Origin of the sequence: Streptomyces sp. NRRL S-455 (assembly GCF_000717875.1) — a bacterium.
In the GTDB taxonomy this organism is placed as follows: Bacteria; Actinomycetota; Actinomycetes; order Streptomycetales; family Streptomycetaceae; genus Streptomyces.
Genome location: NZ_JOCT01000031.1, coordinates 46,092 through 65,028, shown reverse-complemented (window position 1 = coordinate 65,028; position 18,937 = coordinate 46,092). Strand labels below are relative to the sequence as shown.

Sequence of the window (18,937 nt, the reverse complement as noted above, 5' to 3'; positions counted from 1 at the left end):
GGACTTGCTGCCTTCCGTCCGGAGGGACGAGAGCTGTGTCTGTGCCTGCGCCGCCTTCGGCGCGCTCCCGCGGTACCACCCTCCTTGGCTCTCCGGCGCGGGGTGTGCGTCGGCGAGCCCCCTCATTGGGGTCGCGATGCCGGTTCTACTCGCCGCGGCGCTCGGCTGCGGCTTTCTTCCGGCGGCTCCGGGGTGATCTTCACGTCGCGCTCGCCCCCGGGCTCCCACCGTCCCCGGGTCGCTCTGGGCTGCGTACGCCGCTACTCGTCCCCATCCACGCTTTTCGCTGCGGCCAGTGTACGGCGCCGTGCGGGAAGCGGCCGACCGCTTTTCGGGGCGGCTGGGGGTGGAGGGGCCTGTGGGTCGGGGTGGAAAGTGGCATTTGGATGATTTATGGGTTTGATGACCTGAAGGGCGAGGTATAGGTGTTCGGATCCTGGGACGTCCCGCTGGGCGGATTACCGAGCGGGGAGCTGGGCACAACGGATGCAGGTTCGCCGCGTGGCGTGCTCGAGGCGGGCGAATCGGGCGGTGTGCCCCGTTGCCGCGGGACTCAAGTCGATTTATCGTCCCAGCACGATTTCGCGAGCAAGATCACAATATGTGAAGGGGCCGCGGCCATGGTGGCGAAGAAGACCGCCGTACAGCAGCCGGCGTCCGGCAGGTCCGCGGAGGCCTCCGGCGGTGCGGCCAAGGATGTGGGCGGGAAGAAGACGACGCAGGGGGGCTCGGCGGGGCGGGCGGTGAAGGGGGCGGCCGGGAAGGCGGCCGGGGGGACGAAGGCGGCTGTCTCGAAGACGAAGGCGGCCGTCAAGAAAGTCACGACCACGAAGGCCGCCACCGGGAAAGCCGTGGCCAAGAAGGTGCCGACCACGAAGGCCGCGGCCAAGGCTCCGGTCGAGAGGACGGCGGCCGGAAAGACGGCGGCCGGAAAGACGCCTGCCAAGAAGACCGCGGCTGAACGGGCCCCGGCCGAGAAGAAGGCCCCAGCCGGTAAGGCGGCTACCGGGAAGGCGGCTGCCAAGGGGGCGGCGAAGAAAGCGGCAGCCAGGAAGGTGGCGGCCGAGGGGATGGCTGCGACAGAGCCGGCTGCGAAGAACACGGCTGCCAAGGGGGCAGCGAAAGGGGCGACAGTCAGGGAGACGGCCGCCGAGAAGACCGCAGCGAAGGGGACCGCAGCCAAGAAGACGGCAGCCAAGAAGACGGCTGTCAAGAAGACCGCAGCCAAGAAGACCGGGGCCGAAAACCCCCCGACCAAGGAGACGGCTGCCGAGAAGACGGTGGAAAGGAAGGCCGCTGTCGAACGGGCGAAGGCCGCCGAGGCCGTCGCCGCGGAGAAGGGCGTCGAGGCCGAGGGCGTGCGCGGCGCGGGCAGGAGCACCACCACGAAGGGCGCGACCGGCAAGGGCACCGCCCGGACCGGCGCGGTCACACAGGACACGGCCGGGCGCAGCCCGGCCAAGAAGGCGGGTGCGGTCGAGGCCGCGCAGCAGACGGGAGCGACGACGGTGGGTGCGAAGAAGACTCCTGGCGCGGCCACGGCCGCCAAGACGGCGGTTCCCAAGGCGCGCGGCGCTGCCGAGCCCGGTGAGCTCGCGGTACGCCCGGGTGAGGACCCATGGACGGCGGAGGAGGTCGACGAGGCGCGTGCCGAGCTGATGTCCGAGGAGACGCGGCTCCGTGAGGAGATCACCTCGTCCGAGCGGTCACTCGCCGGTCTGATGCGGGACTCCGGGGACGGCGCGGGCGACGACCAGGCGGACACCGGTACCAAGAACATCACGCGTGAGCACGAGCTGGCCCTGGCCGCCAACGCACGCGAGATGCTCGTCCAGACCGAGCGAGCCCTGGAACGTCTCGAAACGGGCACCTACGGACTGTGTGAGAACTGCGGCAACCCCATCGGCAAGGCCCGCATGCAGGCCTTCCCGCGGGCCACACTGTGCGTGGAGTGCAAGCAGAAGCAGGAGCGCAGGTACTGACCGGCCGCCGAATACCTCCTGAGCACGTGAGGCGCACGGCACGTGCCGTACCCTCGTCCTCAGTCAGGCACCTAGGTCGAGGGACTCACTCACGTGGCAGAGGCGGAACGCATCATCGGTACGCCGGACACACCGGACGCGGCCGGTAACGGGCAGGAGCGGCCCGGCGAGGCGGCGCCGGGCGAGCGCGCCGACGCGGAGGGCGCCCCCGCCCCGGCCGGTGAGTCCGGTACCGACGCGGCCGCCGCCGGAGCGTCCGGCACGGACCGGCCGGAGGCCACGCCGGGACGGCCCCGGGGGAAGCGCCGTATCGCTGTCCTGTTCGCGGTCGCCCTGTTCGCCTACGCCCTCGACCTGAGCAGCAAGTTGATCGTGGTGGCCAAGCTGGAGCACCACCCGCCCATCGAGATCATCGGGGACTGGCTGAAGTTCGAGGCGATCCGCAACGCGGGCGCGGCCTTCGGCTTCGGCGAGGCCTTCACGGTGATCTTCACCATGATCGCGGCGGCGGTCATCGTGGTGATCGCCCGGCTCGCCCGCAAGCTCTACAGCCTGCCCTGGGCGATCGCGCTCGGCCTGCTGCTCGGCGGTGCGCTGGGCAACCTCACCGACCGGATCTTCCGGGCCCCGGGGGTCTTCGAGGGCGCGGTCGTGGACTTCATCGCGCCGAAGCACTTCGCCGTGTTCAACCTGGCCGACTCGGCGATCGTGTGCGGCGGCATCCTGATCGTGCTGCTCTCATTCAAGGGGCTCGACCCGGACGGGACCGTCCACAAGGACTGAGCGACCGTCGGGGCTCTCGTACGGGGCTGTCTCACCCGTCCGGCATACTCGACGGGTGAGCACGATTCCCGAGATCCGTACCCTGCCCGTGCCCGACGGCCTGGAGGGCGAGCGCGTCGACGCCGCCATCTCCCGCATGTTCGGCTTCTCGCGGACCAAGGCGGCCGAGCTCGCCGCCGCCGGGAAGGTCACGGTCGACGGATCGGTGGTCGGCAAGTCGGAGCGGGTGCACGGCGGCGCCTGGCTGGAGGTCGAGATGCCGCAGGCGCCCGCGCCCGTACGGGTGGTGGCCGAGCCGGTCGAGGGCATGGAGATCGTGCACGACGACGATGACGTGGTCGTGATCGCCAAGCCGGTGGGCGTGGCCGCCCACCCCTCGCCGGGCTGGAGCGGGCCGACCGTCATCGGGGGCCTCGCCGCCGCCGGGTACCGCATCTCGACGTCGGGCGCCGCCGAGCGCCAGGGCATCGTGCACCGCCTCGACGTGGGCACGTCCGGGCTGATGGTGGTCGCCAAGTCCGAGTACGCGTACACCTCGCTCAAGCGCCAGTTCAAGGAGCGCACGGTCGACAAGCGGTACCACACGCTCGTCCAGGGCCACCCCGACCCGACCAGCGGCACCATCGACGCGCCCATCGGGCGGCACCCGCACCACGACTACAAGTGGGCGGTCACCGCCGAGGGCAAGCCGTCCGTCACGCACTACGACCTCATCGAGGCCTTCCGTGCGGCCTCCCTGCTCGACGTGAAGCTGGAGACCGGCCGCACCCACCAGATCCGCGTCCACATGGCCGCCCACCGGCACCCCTGCGTCGGCGACCTCACCTACGGCGCCGACCCGACGCTCGCCAAGCGGCTCCGGCTGACCCGCCAATGGCTGCACGCCGTGCGGCTGGGCTTCGAGCACCCGGGGGACGGGCAGTGGGTGGAGTTCGAGAGCGACTACCCGGCCGACCTGCAGGAGGCCCTGGACCAGGTCCGGGAGGAGACGTACGGATGAGCGGGCCGTCGTCGCAGTCGCCGGCGTACGTGGTGCGGGTCGCCGAGGATCCGGCCGACCGTGAGGCGTGCTTCGCGGTCCGCAAGGAGGTCTTCGTCGGTGAGCAGGGGGTGCCGGAGGAGATCGAGTACGACGCGTACGACCCCGGGGCCGTCCATGTGCTGGCGGTCCGGGAGGACGGGGTGCCGCTCGGCACCGGGCGGCTCCTGTACGGGGAGGCGGCCGTCGCGCAGACCGGTGCCGACCCGTCCGTGGGGTCCCTCGGCCGGCTGGCCGTGGCCGGCCACGCACGCGGGCTGGGCGTCGGCGTCGCCCTGGTGCGGGCCATCGAGGAGGCGGCACGCACGCGGGGCCTCGTGGCGGTGGACCTGCACGCCCAGACGCATGCGCTGGGCTTCTACGAGCGGCTCGGCTACGAGCCGCACGGGCCGGAATACTTGGAGGCGGGCATTCCGCACCAGGGGATGCGGCGTTCGCTCTAGGGCCGCCGCGCTGGCCACGGTGGGTGCCGAAACGGTTTGTCTCCGGATTTGCGTGGCAGGTTTGACGTCAGCCGAGTGCACGTCTGACCTCCCGGAGCGCTGACCGTGGATCAGTTGGCCCTGTTGTTCGTCCTGCTGCTCGGGGCCGTGGTGAGCGTCCCGATCGGGGACCGGCTGCGGGTGCCCGCGCCGGTATTGATGACCCTCCTCGGCATCATTCTCGCGCTGCTCGAATTCGTACCCAACGTCGAGGTTCCGCCGGATCTGATCCTGCCGCTGCTGCTGCCGCCCCTGCTGTACGCCGCCGTGCGGCGCACGTCATGGCGGCAGTTCGCGGCGAACAAGAGGCCGATCTTCCTGCTGGCCGTGGCACTGGTGTTCGTCACCATGGCCTGTGTGGCCGCCGCGGCCGACGCCATCGTGCCCGGGCTGCCGCTTGCCGCCGCGTTCGCGCTCGGTGCGCTGGTCGCGCCGCCCGACCCGGTCGCGGCGACCGCCGTCGCCGGTCAGCTGGGGCTGCCCCGCCGGCTGGTGTCGATCCTGGAGGGCGAGGGGCTCTTCAACGACGTGACGGCCATCGTCCTCTACCACGTGGCGATCGCCGCGGCCGTCAGCGGGACGTTCTCGCCCTGGAAGGCGGGGCTCGACCTGGTGCTGTCGGCGGTGGTGGCGGTGGCCGTCGGCCTCGCACTGGGCTGGGGGGCCAACAAGCTGATGGAGCTGCTCGGGGACGCGACCCTCCAGATCTCGCTGACCCTGCTGGTGCCGTACGCCTCGTACGTCATGGCGGAGGAACTGCACGGGTCCGGCGTGCTCGCCGTGCTCACCACCGCGCTGTTCCTCGCGGAGTACGGGTCCGACGCGGACGACGTCATGACGCGGCTGGCCGGGCACACGTTCTGGAACATCGTCGACACGCTCGTCACCGGTGTCGCGTTCGGGCTGGTCGGCCTCGAGCTGCACAACGCCATTCGCACCGCGTCCGGCCGGTGGGGCGAGCTGCTCGGATGGGCGGCGATGGTGGTGGTCGTGGTCGTGCTCGTCCGGCTGCTGTGGCTGCTGCCGGCGACCTGGCTGACCAAGCGGCTGCACGCGCGGCGGGACTACGACGAGGACATCCCGGTGAGCTGGCGCGAGACCGTGGTGATGTGGTGGTCCGGGATGCGCGGGGTGGCCTCCGTGGCACTGGTCCTGGCCATTCCGCTGGAGACGGACGAGGGGGCGCCCTTTCCCAACCGGGACGAGCTCATCTTCATCGCCTTCGGAGTGATCATGGCGACGCTCGTGCTGCAGGGACTGACGTTGCCGTGGCTGGTGCGGCGGCTGGGTGTGAAGGCCGATACGGACCGTGAGAAGGAGCTGGCGAAGGGGCTGGCGGAGCGCGCGGCACAGGCGGCCAAGCGGAGGCTTCGGGAGATCGAGGAGACCGAGGAACTGCCGGAGGAGCTGACCGAGCAGATGCTGCGGCGGGCGTTCGACATCGGGGTGCGGATCAGCCCCGAACTGGCGGAGGACGAGCGACGGGAGGCGCACCGGGAGCGGGCGCACCGGGTGAAGCGGGTGCGGCGGATTCAGCAGGAGATGCTGAGTGCGGCGCGGCATGAGGTGCTGGCGGCGCGCAGCGAGCCCGGGGCCGATCCGGAGGTCGTCGACCGGGTGCTGCGGCATCTCGACGTCCGTAGTCTGCGGTGATGTGCTCCCTCGTGCGGGGCTCGTTCGGCGACGGCGGCTGACGGGGCCTAGGGTCGTGGCTATGGCACGAAACGTAGTAATCAGTGGTGGGGGTACCGGAATTGGGCTCGCGGCGGCTCGGGTGTTCGCCGACGGCGGGGATCGGGTACTGCTGCTCGGGCGGCGGGCCGAGGTGCTGGAAAGGGCCGGTGTGCCCGGGGCGTTGACCTACGCGGCCGATCTCACCGAGCCGGAGGACGTACGCGGTGTCGCCTCGCTCGTGGAGCGGGAGTTCGGGGCCGTGGACGTGCTCGTGCACAGTGCCGGGGGAAACGGGCTGCTGGAGCCGGATGCCGGGATCGATGACCCGCTCGCGGGCGTCGCCCATACCTGGACCGTGAACTTCCGGCTCAACACCCTGACCGCAGTCCTCCTCACCGAGGCACTGAAGCCGCGGCTCGCCGAGCCCGGCGGGCGGGTGCTGTTCCTCAGCTCCATCGCCGCCTACCGGGGCTCCGGCAGCGGGGCGTACGCGGCGGCCAAGGCCGGTCTGCACCCCTACGCCCACGACCTCGCCCGCGAGCTGGGGCCGCGTGGCATCACCGTGAACGTGGTCGCGCCCGGCTACATCGAGGACACCGAGTTCTTCGGGGACACGATGGCCGAGGAGCGGCGGGCCCGGCTCATCGGCGAGACCTCGACCGGGCGGGCCGGAACCCCCGGGGACGTGGCCGAGACCCTGCACTGGCTCGCCTCCCCGGGCGCCGGGCACATCACCTCCCAGATCATCCAGGTCAACGGCGGCGCCGAGCGCGGTCACTGACGAGCACGACAGGGGGAGGGCCGCCCGTGCCACGGGCGGCCCTCCCCCTGTGCTCGTCAGCGCTCCGGAGGAGAGGAGCCGTTGCCGTGGTAGCGGCGCTGCTGGGCCGGGACCCGGTCCGGGGACGGGCGGTCTCCGTTGCGGGACGGCGGCAGTATCGCGTCCGCGGTGTTGACCCTGGGCAGGGCGTACGGGTGCTCGTCGGTCAGCCACCGGATCATCTGCTCGCGTACCGCGACCCGCACCGTCCAGATGTCGTCGGCGTCCTTCGCCGTCACCAGGGCGCGCACCTGCATGGTGCTCGGGGTGGTGTCCGTGACGGACAGGTCGTAGGCGCGGCCGTCCCAGGCCGGGCACTCGCGCAGGATGTCGCGGAGCTTGTCGCGCATCGCGTCCACCGGGGCCGTGTGGTCGACGTGCCAGAAGACGATGCCGGTCATCTGCGGCGTTCCGCGCGACCAGTTCTCGAACGGCTTGGACGTGAAGTACGACACCGGCATGGTGATCCGGCGTTCGTCCCAGGTGCGCACGGTCAGGAAGGTCAGCGTGATCTCCTCGACCGTGCCCCACTCGCCGTCCACCACCACGGTGTCCCCGATGCGCACCATGTCACCGAAGGCGATCTGGAACCCGGCGAACATGTTGCTCAGCGTGGACTGGGCGGCGACACCGGCGACGATGCCGAGGATGCCGGCCGAGGCCAGCAGCGAGGCACCGGCCGCCCGGAACGCCGGGAACGTCAGCAGCATGCTCGCCGCGGCCACCACGCCGACGATCGCGGACACCACCCGCATGATCAGCGTCACCTGGGTGCGCACCCGGCGGACCCTGGCCGGGTCGCGCTGGGCCCGGCCATGGGCGTACCGGCTGTAGGACGTCTCGACGATCGCCGACGCGATACGGATCACCAGCCAGGCGGCCGATCCGATCAGCACCAGCGTCAGCGCCTGGGCGATGCCCTCGCGACGGGCCTCCAGCAGCTGCGCCTCGTCGTACGACCCTCTCAGCAGGGCGGCGAAGAGCACGAGCTGGTAAGGGATGCGGCCGCGGCGCAGCAGGCCCCACAGCGGTGTCTCATGGTGACGATCGTCGGCCTTGCGCAGCAGGAAGTCGGTGGCCCAGCCGATCACCAGCGTGAGCACGACCGAGCCACCGACCACGATCAGCGGTCGTAGCAGGTTCTCCATGCCACCGAACCTAACCGGCTCCCAGGGGGCATGAACATGTGACTTCCGACGCCGGGTGGGTAGTGCCGCGAAGCCGGGTCGTCACACCGGGCTGGCACCATGGGCCTCATGAACATCATGCTCTTTCACTCGACCTTCGGGCTGCGGCCCGCGGTGCTCCAGGCCGCTGACCGGCTGCGCTCGGCCGGTCACGAGGTGTGGACGCCCGACCTTTTCGAGGGGCGTACGTTCGACGCGGTCGAGGACGGCATGGAGCACAAGGAGAAGATCGGCAAGGACGAGCTGCTGAAGCGGGCGGTGCTGGCCGCCGCGCCCTACTCGGAGCGCGGGCTCGTGTACGCGGGGTTCTCGCTCGGCGCCTCCATCGCGCAGACCCTCGCCCTCGGCGACGACAAGGCGCGCGGGCTGCTGCTCCTGCACGGCACGTCGGACATCGCGCCGGGCGTCACCGCGGACGAGCTGCCGGTCCAGCTGCACGTGGCGGAGCCGGACCCCTTCGAGACGGACGACTGGCTCAGCGCCTGGTACCTCCAGATCGGCCGGACCGGCGCCGACGTGGAGGTGTACCGGTACGCCGGGGCCGGTCACCTCTACACCGACCCCGACCTGCCGGACTACGACGAGGAGGCCGCCGAGGCCACCTGGCGGGTGGCGCTCGGCTTCCTCGAAACGCTTCAGACCGGGTCGTAGGTCCGCTCGACCTTCTGCGTGCCGCTGCGCGTGCGGTACGACCGGGCCCACGTGGCAGTCGCGTCGCGCTTCGTGCGGTCGGAGACGACGTAGTAGTCCATCTGCGCGCGCTCGGCCGTGATGTCCAGGACGCCGTAGCCGTGGCGGTCGGTGTCGACCCAGTGGACATGCCGGTTGGCAGCCCGGATGACGGGTGAGGCGACCGCGGAGACCGTGCCCTCGGGGACCCTGACGATGTCGTCGAGGTTGTCGGAGGTGACCGAGGTGACGACGAACTCCGTGGCGGCCGACGGCGAGAGCGGATAGGTGCCGGCGTCCACCGGCACGTCGTTGGCCCAGGCCATGTGGATGTCGCCGGTCAGGAACACCGTGTTGCGAATCGCGTTCGCGCGCAGGTGGGCGAGGAGTTCACGGCGGTCGTCGGTGTAGCCGTCCCACTGGTCGGTGTTGAGGGCGAGGCCCTCCTGCGGCAGGCCCAGCAGCTTGGCCAGCGGCTTCAGCAGGTCGGCGGAGAGCGAGCCGATGGCGAACGGCGAGATCATCACGGAGTTGCCGACCAGCCGCCAGGTCGTGTCGGACGCCTTCAGGCCCGACTTGAGCCAGTCGAGCTGGGCGCGGCCGGTGAGCGTGCGGTCCGGGTCGTCGACCTCGCCGTCGCCCACCTTGACCTGCTGCGAGCGGAAGGACCGCAGGTCCAGCAGTGAGAGGTCGGCCAGCTTGCCGAAGCGCAGCCGGCGGTAGGTGGTGCCCGCGATCGCCGGACGCACCGGCATCCACTCGAAGTAGGCCTGCTTCGCGGCTGCCTGGCGGGCGGACCAGGCGCCCTCCGCGCCCTCCGTGTGGTTCTCCGCTCCGCCCGACCAGGTGTCGTTGGCGAACTCGTGGTCGTCCCAGATCGCCACGACCGGCGCCGCCGCGTGCAGCGCCTGGAGGTCCGGGTCGGTCTTGTAGCGCGCGTGCCGGACGCGGTAGTCGGCGAGTGTGACGATCTCGTGGGCCGGGGCGTGCGGACGGACGACCTTGTCGCGGGTGCCGTACTCGCCGGTGCCGTACTCGTAGATGTAGTCGCCGAGGTGGAGCCAGGCGTCCAGGTCGCCGCGCGTCGCGAGATGACGGTACGCGGAGAAGTGGCCGGCCTCCCAGTTCGCGCAGGAGGCCACGCCGAAGCGCAGGTTGGTGACGGCAGCGTCGGCCGCCGGGGCGGTACGGGTGCGGGCGGCGGGGGAGTCGGTGCCCCCGGCGGAGAAGCGGAACCAGTAGTCGGTGGCCGGCTCCAGGCCGCGGATGTCGGCCTTCACGGTGTGGTCGGAGGCGGCCGTCGCGGTGGTGGAGCCCTTGGCGACGACGGTTGTGAACGCCTTGTCCCGGGCGACGACCCAGCTCACCTCGGTGTCCGGACCGAGTCCGGAGCCCGGTATGGCCTCCGGGACGGGGGTCACGCGAGTCCACAGCAGGACGCCGTCCGGCAGCGGGTCACCGGAGGCGACACCGTGCAGGAAGGCGGGGGCCTGGTCGACGGCCCGCGCGGGCAGGGTCGCCGCCAGCGGTCCGGCCAGGACAGCAGTCGCCGCCGCGGCCTTGACGACCGTACGGCGGCGAGGGGTGAGGGAGTTGAGGCCCTCTGACGTCTTCGATGATCTGTATCGACTGGTCACGAACGATCAGGTTACTGATCGGTACGCGCCGGAGCGGGCGAACTGGGAAAGTCCGCCCGCCCTCTGACATTCAGGCAGTGCTTCGCGTCGCGGTGCGCGGTCAGCCCTTGAGCGCGGTCTCGATGGCCGTGTTGAACTCGTCAACGGTCATCGGGGCGCTCTCGCGGTCGCTGCCGGTGACCTTCTTGCCGTCCATGAGCAGCGTCGGCGTGCCCTGGAAGCTGTACTTCTTCCCGTCGGTGTCGAACTTCTTGCTCATGACGAGCGCCCACTTGTCGTAGGTGCCGTCCTTCACGGCGGCCTGGAACTTCTTGTTGTTCTTCAGGCCGTCGACAGAGTTCGCCACGTCGATCAGGTAGTCGTCGTCCTTGAACTTGTCCTCGGTCTCGTTGGGGTGGTACTCCGTCGAGTACAGCGCGTTCTTGTACTTGAGGAAGGCCTCGGGGCTGACGTTCAGGGCGGCGCCCAGCGCGCTGAGGGCGTTCTTGGAGCCCACTCCCGGAACGTTCTTGTCGATGAACGTCGCGCCGACGAACTGGACCTTGTACTTGCCGTCTTCGACGTCCTTGTCGACGGTCGAGCCGACGGTCTGCTCGAACTGGGCGCAGGCCGGGCAGCGCGGGTCCTCGTACATGACGAGGGTCTTCTTGGCGCTGTCCTTGCCGATGACGACAGTGGTGCCGTCCTTGCCCGACGTGTTGGCCGGCTTGACGAGCTTGGCCTGCGCTGCGGCCTCCCAGCTGTCGGGCTTGTTGGCCTGGACGATCGCGTATCCCACACCGCCGGCCGCCGCCAGGACGCCGACGATCGAGAGGGCGACGATGATCTGCCGCTTGGCCTTCGCCCGCTTGGCCTCGCGCTCGCGCTCGGCGCGCAGCCGCTCGCGGGCCGCAGTCTTCGCCGCCTGGCTGTTCCGCTTGCTCATGGTGATGTTCTCCGTCGGGGACGCGCACACGTCGTGTGCGGAATACGTACAGGGGACTGCTCGTGCTCGAAGGGCCGTGCAGGACGGCGCGTGCCTCAGGCGAGGGCGGGCGAGCACGGCGGTCCACGCCGTCCCAGGGAGTACGCGAGGACCAGGTCACGGGCCGTGGACGTGAGGCCGGAGACGCGCGACGGCAGCGGGCGCCCCGCCGGGGCGCGCTCCACCGTCACCGCGGCGACCGCCAGCAGCAGCGGCCGGAACGTCGTGGCCGCCACCGCCCGCAGCAGCTGGGCCAGGGCCCGCTCGCCGCGGCGCAGCCACGCGGCGGCGGCGAGGCCCACGCCGATGTGCGCACCGAGCAGCAGCCAGGCGGTGGCCGGCTCGGCATGGGCGATCACCGCTGCGAGCCGCTCGGTGCCGGTGGCCCCGGCCATCCTGGCCAGGGGAGTGCCGACCTCGCCGCCCCCGCACAGCACGTCCAGACCGACCGACCGCAGCGGCCCGGCGACGGGGCCGCCCGCCCGGCCGTAACAGGCGTGCTGGCCCGTGGTGAACACCGTGTCGGCGGCCAGTTCCAGCGGGACCAGCAGGGCCGCGATCCGCCCGAAGGAGCGCTCGCGGCCCGCCAGGGCGTACGCGATCACGAACACGGCGGCGGCGACCGCGGCCACCGTGCCCATCGGCAGCGGAACCCGGGACAGCAGCACGTGCGACGCGGTGCTGACTGTCACGACCACCGCCGTGAACAGCGCCGCGCGTACGGCTCTGAGCTGGATTCCGGATATGTCCATAGCGAAAGGAGAGTCTGTCACGGGGACCTGTAAGGGACCCCTAAAGGATGCCTGTGAGGAAGGTAATGGCCAAAGCCCCCGGCTAGAGGCCCGGGATCCGGCCGTTGCGGAACAGATCCACGAAGGTCTGGTGGTCGGCACGCGCGCGTGCGCCGTAGCGGTGCGCGAAGTCGACCAGCAGGGGCGCGAAGCCGTCCTCGTCGGCAGCGATCGCCGCGTCGATGGCCCGCTCCGTGGAGAACGGCACCAGGGACTCCCCGGACTGGTCGTCCGCCGCCGAGTGCATCGTGGCCGTGGCCCGGCCGAGGTCGGCCACCACTTCGGCGATCTCCTCGGCGTCGTCGATGTCGCCCCAGTCGAGGTCCACCGCGTACGGCGAGATCTCGGCGACCAGCTGGCCCGCGCCGTCCAGCTCGGTCCAGCCCAGCCACGGGTCGGCGTGCGCCTGGAGGGCGCGCTGGGAGATGACCGTGCGGTGCCCCTCGTGCTGGAAGTAGTCGCGGATCGCCCGGTCCGTGATGTGCCGGGAGACCGCCGGGGTCTGGGCCTGCTTGATGTAGATCACGACGTCGTTCTCCAGGGCGTCGCTGTGACCTTCCAGCAGGATGTTGTACGACGGCAGCCCCGCCGAGCCGATGCCGATGCCGCGCCGGCCCACGACGTCCTTCACGCGGTAGGAGTCCGGGCGGGCCAGCGAGCTGTCCGGCAGCGTCTCCAGATAGCCGTCGAAGGCGGCCAGCACCTTGTAGCGCGTGGCCGCGTCCAGCTCCACCGAGCCGCCGCCCGGCGCGAAACGGCGCTCGAAGTCGCGGATCTCGGTCATCGACTCCAGCAGGCCGAAACGGGTCAGTGAACGGGCGTCACGCAGCGCGTCCAGCAGCGGTCCCTGCGCGGTGTCCAGCGTGAACGGCGGCACCTCGTCGCTCTTGGCGCCGGTGGCCAGGGCGTGGATCCGCTCGCGGTAGGCGATCGCGTAGATCCGCACCAGCTCGGTGATCTGCTCGTCGCTGAGCGCCTTCGCGTACCCGATGAGGGCGATGGACGCGGCGAAGCGCTTGAGGTCCCAGGTGAAGGGGCCGACGTACGCCTCGTCGAAGTCGTTGACGTTGAAGATCAGGCGGCCGTTGGCGTCCATGTAGGTGCCGAAGTTCTCCGCGTGCAGGTCGCCGTGGATCCAGACCCGGGACGTCCGCTCGTCGAGGTAGGGTCCGCCCCGCTCGGCGTCGTCCAGGTCGTGGTAGAAGAGGCACGCCGTCCCCCGGTAGAAGGCGAAGGCGGAGGCCGCCATCTTCCGGAACTTCACGCGGAACGCGGCCGGGTCGGCGGCCAGGAGCTCGCCGAAGGCGGTGTCGAAGACGGCGAGGATCTCCTCACCGCGGTGCTCGTCGTCGAGCTGCGGGAACGACATCGCTGGGTGCCTCCTGGTGCGTACGTCTGCGTCGGTTTCGGGGACGGCGGGTCCGCCCTCCGCACAACGTGCGGCGGTCCGCGGGAGTGCCCGCGACCCCCGCCTGAAGGTACGCGGGTCGGGCCCCCGGGTGTCACCGCCGAGGCATAGACTTCGACGCTGTCCCCCAGACTGTCCGCAGCCTGCCGGGCCCCATTCGTCGTATGTTTTCTCTGGAGGCCGCAGCCGTGTCAAAGACGCCGTTCACGCACCTGCACGTCCACACCCAGTACTCGCTGCTGGACGGTGCCGCGCGGCTGAAGGACATGTTCAACGCGTGCAATGAGATGGGCATGACGCACATCGCCATGTCCGACCACGGCAACCTCCACGGGGCGTACGACTTCTTCCACTCCGCGCAGAAGGCCGGGGTCACGCCGATCATCGGCATCGAGGCGTACGTGGCGCCCGAGTCCCGCCGCAACAAGCGCAAGATCCAGTGGGGCCAGCCGCACCAGAAGCGGGACGACGTCTCCGGTTCCGGTGGTTACACCCACAAGACGATGTGGGCCGTGAACAAGACCGGTCTGCACAACCTCTTCCGGCTGTCGTCGGACGCGTACGCCGAGGGCTGGCTGCAGAAGTGGCCCCGGATGGACAAGGAGACCATCGCCAAGTGGTCCGAGGGCATCGTCGCCTCCACCGGCTGCCCCTCCGGCGAGGTCCAGACCCGGCTCCGCCTCGGCCACTTCGACGAGGCCCTGAAGGCCGCCGCCGACTACCAGGACATCTTCGGCAAGGACCGCTACTTCCTGGAGCTGATGGACCACGGCATCGAGATCGAGCACCGGGTCCGTGACGGCCTGCTGGAGATCGCCAAGAAGCTCGGCATCCCCCCGCTGGTCACCAACGACTCGCACTACACCTACTCGCACGAGGCGAGCGCCCACGACGCCCTGCTGTGCATCCAGACCGGCAAGAACCTCTCCGACCCGGACCGCTTCAGGTTCGACGGCACCGGCTACTACCTGAAGTCCACGGACGAGATGTACGCCATCGACTCCTCGGACGCCTGGCAGGAGGGCTGCGCCAACACTCGGCTGATCGCCGAGATGGTCGACACCACGGGCATGTTCGAGAAGCGCGACCTGATGCCCAAGTTCGACATCCCGGAGGGGTACACGGAGGTCAGCTGGTTCCGCGAGGAGACCCTGCGCGGCATGCACCGCCGCTTCCCGGACGGCATCCCCGACGACCGCATGAAGCAGGTCGAGTACGAGATGGACACCATCATCTCGATGGGCTTCCCGGGCTACTTCCTCGTGGTCGCCGACTTCATCATGTGGGCCAAGAAGCAGGGCATCGCGGTCGGCCCCGGACGAGGCTCCGCGGCCGGCTCGATCGTCGCCTACGCCCTCGGCATCACCGACCTCGACCCCATCCCGCACGGCCTGATCTTCGAGCGGTTCCTCAACCCCGAGCGCATCTCCATGCCCGATGTCGACATCGACTTCGACGAGCGCCGGCGCGTCGAGGTGATCCGCTACGTGACCGAGAAGTACGGCGCCGACAAGGTCGCCATGATCGGCACGTACGGCACCATCAAGGCCAAGAACGCGATCAAGGACTCCGCGCGCGTGCTGGGCTACCCGTACGCGATGGGTGACCGCCTCACCAAGGCCATGCCCGCCGACGTCCTCGGCAAGGGCATCAACCTGGACGGCATCACCAACCCCGAGCACCCCCGGTACTCGGAGGCGGGCGAGATCCGGGCGATGTACGAGAACGAGCCGGACGTGAAGAAGGTCATCGACACCGCCAAGGGCGTCGAGGGCCTGGTCCGGCAGATGGGCGTGCACGCCGCCGGCGTGATCATGTCCAGTGAGACGATCACCGACCACGTGCCGGTCTGGGTCAGGCACACCGACGGCGTGACCATCACGCAGTGGGACTACCCGAGCTGTGAGTCGCTCGGCCTGCTGAAGATGGACTTCCTGGGCCTGCGCAACCTGACGATCATGGACGACGCCGTCAAGATGGTGAAGTCCAACAAGGGGATCGACGTCGATCTCCTGAGCCTCCCGCTCGACGACCCCACGACCTTCGAACTGCTCCAGCGCGGCGACACCCTCGGCGTCTTCCAGTTCGACGGCGGGCCCATGCGCTCCCTGCTCCGGCTGATGAAGCCGGACAACTTCGAAGACATCTCCGCCGTGTCGGCCCTGTACCGCCCGGGCCCCATGGGCATGAACTCCCACACCAACTACGCGCTGCGCAAGAACGGCCAGCAGGAGATCACGCCCATCCACCCCGAGCTGGAGGAACCGCTCAAGGAGGTCCTGGACGTCACCTACGGCCTGATCGTCTACCAGGAGCAGGTGCAGAAGGCCGCCCAGATCATCGCCGGCTACTCGCTCGGCGAGGCCGACATCCTCCGCCGCGTGATGGGCAAGAAGAAGCCCGAGGAACTGGCGAAGAACTTCGTCCTCTTCCAGGAGGGCGCCCGCAAGAAGGGCTACAGCGACGAGGCCATCCAGGCGCTCTGGGACGTGCTGGTCCCCTTCGCCGGCTACGCGTTCAACAAGGCCCACTCCGCCGCGTACGGACTCGTCTCGTACTGGACGGCGTACCTCAAGGCGAACCACCCCGCCGAGTACATGGCCGCGCTGCTGACGTCCGTGAAGGACGACAAGGACAAGTCGGCCGTCTACCTCAACGAGTGCCGCCGCATGGGCATCAAGGTGCTCCCACCGGACGTCAACGAGTCGATGTCCAACTTCGCCGCCCAGGGCGACGACGTGATCCTCTTCGGCCTCTCCGCCGTCCGCAACGTCGGTACGAACGTCGTCGAGTCGATCATCAGGTGCCGCAAGGCCAAGGGGAAGTACGTCTCCTTCCCGGACTACCTGGACAAGGTGGAGGCGGTGGTCTGCAACAAGCGCACCACCGAATCGCTGATCAAGGCCGGGGCCTTCGACGCCATGGGCCACACCCGCAAGGGCCTGACCGCGCAGTACGAGCCGATGATCGACAACGTGGTCGCGGTCAAGCGCAAGGAGGCCGAGGGCCAGTTCGACCTCTTCGGCGGCATGGGCGAGGAGGAGAGCAGCGAGCCCGGCTTCGGCCTCGACGTGCAGTTCACCGACGAGGAGTGGGACAAGACCTATCTGCTCGCCCAGGAGCGGGAGATGCTCGGTCTGTACGTCTCCGACCACCCTCTGTTCGGCCTTGAGCACATCCTGTCCGACAAGGCCGACGCCGGTATCTCCCAGCTGACCGGTGGTGACTATTCCGACGGATCCGTGGTGACCATCGGCGGCATCATCTCGGGCCTGCAGCGCAAGATGACCAAGCAGGGCAACGCCTGGGCCATCGCCACCGTCGAGGACCTCGCGGGCTCGATCGAGTGCATGTTCTTCCCCGCGACCTACCAGCTCGTCTCGACCCAACTCGTCGAGGACGCCGTGGTGTTCGTCAAGGGCCGGCTCGACAAGCGCGAGGACGTGCCGCGGCTCGTCGCGATGGAACTGATGGTGCCCGACCTGTCCAACGCGGGCACCAACGCGCCGGTGATCCTCACCATCCCGGCCACCCGGGTCACCCCGCCGCTGGTCAGCCGCCTCGGCGAGGTCCTCAGCCACCACAAGGGTGACAGTGAGGTCCGCATCAAGCTCCAGGGGCCGACCAAGACGACCGTGCTGCGCCTCGACCGGCACCGCGTGAAGCCGGACCCGGCGCTCTTCGGCGACCTGAAGGTGCTGCTGGGGCCGTCCTGCCTGGCGGGCTGAACAGGCCCTAGAGGGCACTCGATGCGTGTGAGGGGCGTACCCGGTACCGGGTACGCCCCTCACGTGTGTCCGGGTACCAACGACCCGTCACGCGGACGTCAGTTGTGGCCGAAGCTGCGCTTCCGCTTGCGCGACGCCACGTCGCCGGGGGTCATCTCCGCCTCCGGCTGTGGCTCCGCCTCGGCCGCGGGGCGGCGGTCCGCCCGCTGGCCACGCTCGGTGGGACGCTGCTGCTTACGGTCACGGTTCTTGTTCTTGGCCATGGTGATGCCTCCTGTGGGGGATCTAGGGGCCAGGGCCGGGACCAGATTCACACAGGCCGACAACGATCGCATGTCGGACAATTACCGTGCGTGACAGGGCTGGTCGCGGCGGGATCCTCCGAAACGCCACGCCGAAGATCGAGTTCCGGCCGTTAACCTCCGCGGCGTCGGGCAGACTCGAAGCAAGCCCGAAGCAAACCTCCTGGGAAGAGGGTGAGTCGCGTGGACCGCTGCATCGTCCTGGTGGACGCCGGGTATCTGCTGGGAGCCGCGGCGAGTCTCCTCGCCGGGGAGCCCTCACGGTCCCGTATCACCGTCGACCACACCGCCCTCATCCAGGGCCTGCGCGAACGCGCCGAGTCCGACACCCAGCAGCCGCTGCTGCGGATCTACTGGTTCGACGGCGCCCCCGACCGCGTTCCGCAACCCGAGCACCGCAGGCTGCGCGTGATGCCCCGGGTCACGGTCCGGCTCGGCGCGCTGACCCGCAGCGACGGCCGCTGGGCGCAGAAGGGCGTGGACGCGGCGATGCACGCCGAGCTCACCGAACTGGCCCGCAACCGCGCCTGCTCCGACATCGTCCTGGTCACCGGCGACGGCGACCTGCTGCCCGGCATGATGGCCGCCAAGGAGCACGGCGTCGCCGTCCACCTGTGGGCCGTCCAGGCCGCCGACGGCGACTACAACCAGTCCGAGGACCTGGTCGCCGAGGCCGACGAGCGGCGCGTCCTGGACCGGGCGTGGATCACCAAGGCCGTCCGCGCCAGGGAGTACTCCGGCGTGTGCGCCCCCCAGTCCGCATCCCGGCCGGAGATCGCCGCGATCCTCTCCGCCCCCCTGCCCGACTCCGCCCTCGCTGCCGCGGCCGAACGACCCGCCCCGCAGCCCCCGCACCCGGCGGCCGGTCCCGGGCAGAACGGCACCGAGGAGCGGGTGCCCGCCCCCAAAGGGGTCCCGACGCCCAAAGACCTGGCCGCCCTGCGTGCCCCCGGCGCCCAGCCCGCCCAGCACCCCGCCTCCGCAACCCTCCGCTGGTCCTCCGACAAGGGCTGGGTCGACCGGCCCGCAGCCGAGCCTCCCGAGGCCGCCTCGATGCCGACGCTCGCCCAGCTGACCACGGCCGAGCAGCGGTGGGCCGACCGCGAGGAGGACATCACCACGGTCGGCGGCGACCCCTTCGAGGTGGGGCAGGTCTTCGCCCGGCGCTGGGTGGAGCGCCTCGGCGACCAGAGCCACCTGCAGAAACTGTCCGGGATGTACCCGCGCATCCCGCACCGTGTCGACGGGGAGCTGCTGCGCTATGCCGCCCGCTTCGGCCTGCTCGCCCACAAGGACGACCAGATCGACGAGCGGGACCGTTACGCCATCCGGGCCGGTTTCTGGAAGGAGATCGGCGTGCGCACGGGCGTGGAGCACGCACCCGTCGGCGACTGAGGACTTCGCCTGCGGATTTCCCGCCCAGGACCGACCCGGGAGCGGACCAGGGCGCCCGACCCCGTAGTCTCGTCCC

The 18,937-nt window shown here is 70.1% G+C and carries 15 protein-coding genes; 9 read left to right on the top strand and 6 right to left on the bottom strand.

Annotated features, from left to right (window positions below; genetic code table 11):
* Window positions 1-620 precede the first annotated feature (620 nt).
* The 6 genes from IE97_RS39510 to IE97_RS0132810 all read left to right on the top strand — a co-directional run bounded on the left by IE97_RS39510 (window position 621) and on the right by IE97_RS0132810 (window position 6,741).
* The gene (locus IE97_RS39510) at window positions 621-1,982 is read left to right on the top strand and encodes a TraR/DksA family transcriptional regulator (protein WP_199807078.1); all 1,362 of its coding nucleotides are present in this window, start codon (window positions 621-623) and stop codon (window positions 1,980-1,982) included.
* Window positions 1,983-2,075: 93 nt separating this feature from the next.
* Window positions 2,076-2,765 (top strand): signal peptidase II, encoded by a 690-nt coding sequence (gene lspA / locus IE97_RS0132830; protein ID WP_030248681.1) that lies wholly within the window; start codon window positions 2,076-2,078, stop codon window positions 2,763-2,765.
* A gap of 55 nt (window positions 2,766-2,820) precedes the next feature.
* Complete coding sequence (locus IE97_RS0132825; protein WP_030248680.1) at window positions 2,821-3,765, top strand: RluA family pseudouridine synthase; 945 nt, start codon at window positions 2,821-2,823, stop codon at window positions 3,763-3,765.
* Window positions 3,762-4,247, top strand: a complete 486-nt coding sequence (locus IE97_RS0132820; RefSeq protein WP_030248679.1) for a GNAT family N-acetyltransferase — start codon at window positions 3,762-3,764, stop codon at window positions 4,245-4,247. Before IE97_RS0132825 ends, IE97_RS0132820 begins: the two co-directional genes overlap by 4 nt.
* Before the next feature lie 105 nt (window positions 4,248-4,352).
* On the top strand, window positions 4,353-5,939 hold the full coding sequence (locus tag IE97_RS0132815; RefSeq protein WP_030248677.1) for a Na+/H+ antiporter: 1,587 nt from the start codon (window positions 4,353-4,355) through the stop codon (window positions 5,937-5,939).
* Between the two features lie 61 nt (window positions 5,940-6,000).
* Window positions 6,001-6,741, top strand: coding sequence for an SDR family NAD(P)-dependent oxidoreductase (locus IE97_RS0132810; protein WP_030248674.1), 741 nt, complete (start codon window positions 6,001-6,003; stop codon window positions 6,739-6,741).
* Between the two features lie 56 nt (window positions 6,742-6,797).
* Here IE97_RS0132810 and IE97_RS0132805 read toward each other — a convergent pair whose 3' ends face one another.
* Window positions 6,798-7,928, bottom strand: coding sequence for a mechanosensitive ion channel family protein (locus IE97_RS0132805; protein WP_030248671.1), 1,131 nt, complete (start codon window positions 7,926-7,928; stop codon window positions 6,798-6,800).
* 108 nt (window positions 7,929-8,036) lie between these two features.
* Here IE97_RS0132805 and IE97_RS0132800 point away from each other — a divergent pair, with 108 nt between their 5' ends.
* Complete coding sequence (locus tag IE97_RS0132800; RefSeq protein WP_030248670.1) at window positions 8,037-8,618, top strand: dienelactone hydrolase family protein; 582 nt, start codon at window positions 8,037-8,039, stop codon at window positions 8,616-8,618.
* Here the strand turns inward: IE97_RS0132800 and IE97_RS0132795 are convergent.
* The 4 genes from IE97_RS0132795 to IE97_RS0132780 form a co-directional block, all read right to left on the bottom strand.
* Window positions 8,603-10,273 (bottom strand): alkaline phosphatase D family protein, encoded by a 1,671-nt coding sequence (locus IE97_RS0132795; protein WP_030248669.1) that lies wholly within the window; start codon window positions 10,271-10,273, stop codon window positions 8,603-8,605. The genes IE97_RS0132800 and IE97_RS0132795 overlap by 16 nt on opposite strands.
* Window positions 10,274-10,373: 100 nt before the next feature.
* Window positions 10,374-11,198 (bottom strand): thioredoxin domain-containing protein, encoded by an 825-nt coding sequence (locus tag IE97_RS0132790; RefSeq protein ID WP_030248666.1) that lies wholly within the window; start codon window positions 11,196-11,198, stop codon window positions 10,374-10,376.
* A gap of 95 nt (window positions 11,199-11,293) precedes the next feature.
* Entirely contained in the window at window positions 11,294-11,989 is a 696-nt protein-coding gene (locus IE97_RS0132785; RefSeq protein WP_030248664.1) for a membrane protein, read from the bottom strand.
* An 82-nt stretch (window positions 11,990-12,071) separates the two neighbouring features.
* Window positions 12,072-13,397, bottom strand: a complete 1,326-nt coding sequence (locus IE97_RS0132780; RefSeq protein WP_030248662.1) for a DUF2252 domain-containing protein — start codon at window positions 13,395-13,397, stop codon at window positions 12,072-12,074.
* 227 nt (window positions 13,398-13,624) lie between these two features.
* Between IE97_RS0132780 and dnaE the strand changes: the two genes are divergently transcribed.
* Window positions 13,625-17,164 (top strand): DNA polymerase III subunit alpha, encoded by a 3,540-nt coding sequence (gene dnaE / locus IE97_RS0132775; protein WP_030248660.1) that lies wholly within the window; start codon window positions 13,625-13,627, stop codon window positions 17,162-17,164.
* 98 nt (window positions 17,165-17,262) lie between these two features.
* Here dnaE and IE97_RS40965 read toward each other — a convergent pair whose 3' ends face one another.
* Window positions 17,263-17,427 carry a hypothetical protein gene (locus IE97_RS40965; RefSeq protein ID WP_234331881.1) on the bottom strand — a complete coding sequence of 55 codons (165 nt, stop codon included), beginning with the start codon at window positions 17,425-17,427 and terminating at the stop codon, window positions 17,263-17,265.
* 222 nt (window positions 17,428-17,649) lie between these two features.
* On the opposite strand from IE97_RS40965, the gene IE97_RS0132765 reads away from it, so the two are divergent.
* Complete coding sequence (locus IE97_RS0132765) at window positions 17,650-18,861, top strand: NYN domain-containing protein (protein WP_030248659.1); 1,212 nt, start codon at window positions 17,650-17,652, stop codon at window positions 18,859-18,861.
* Window positions 18,862-18,937 lie beyond the last annotated feature (76 nt).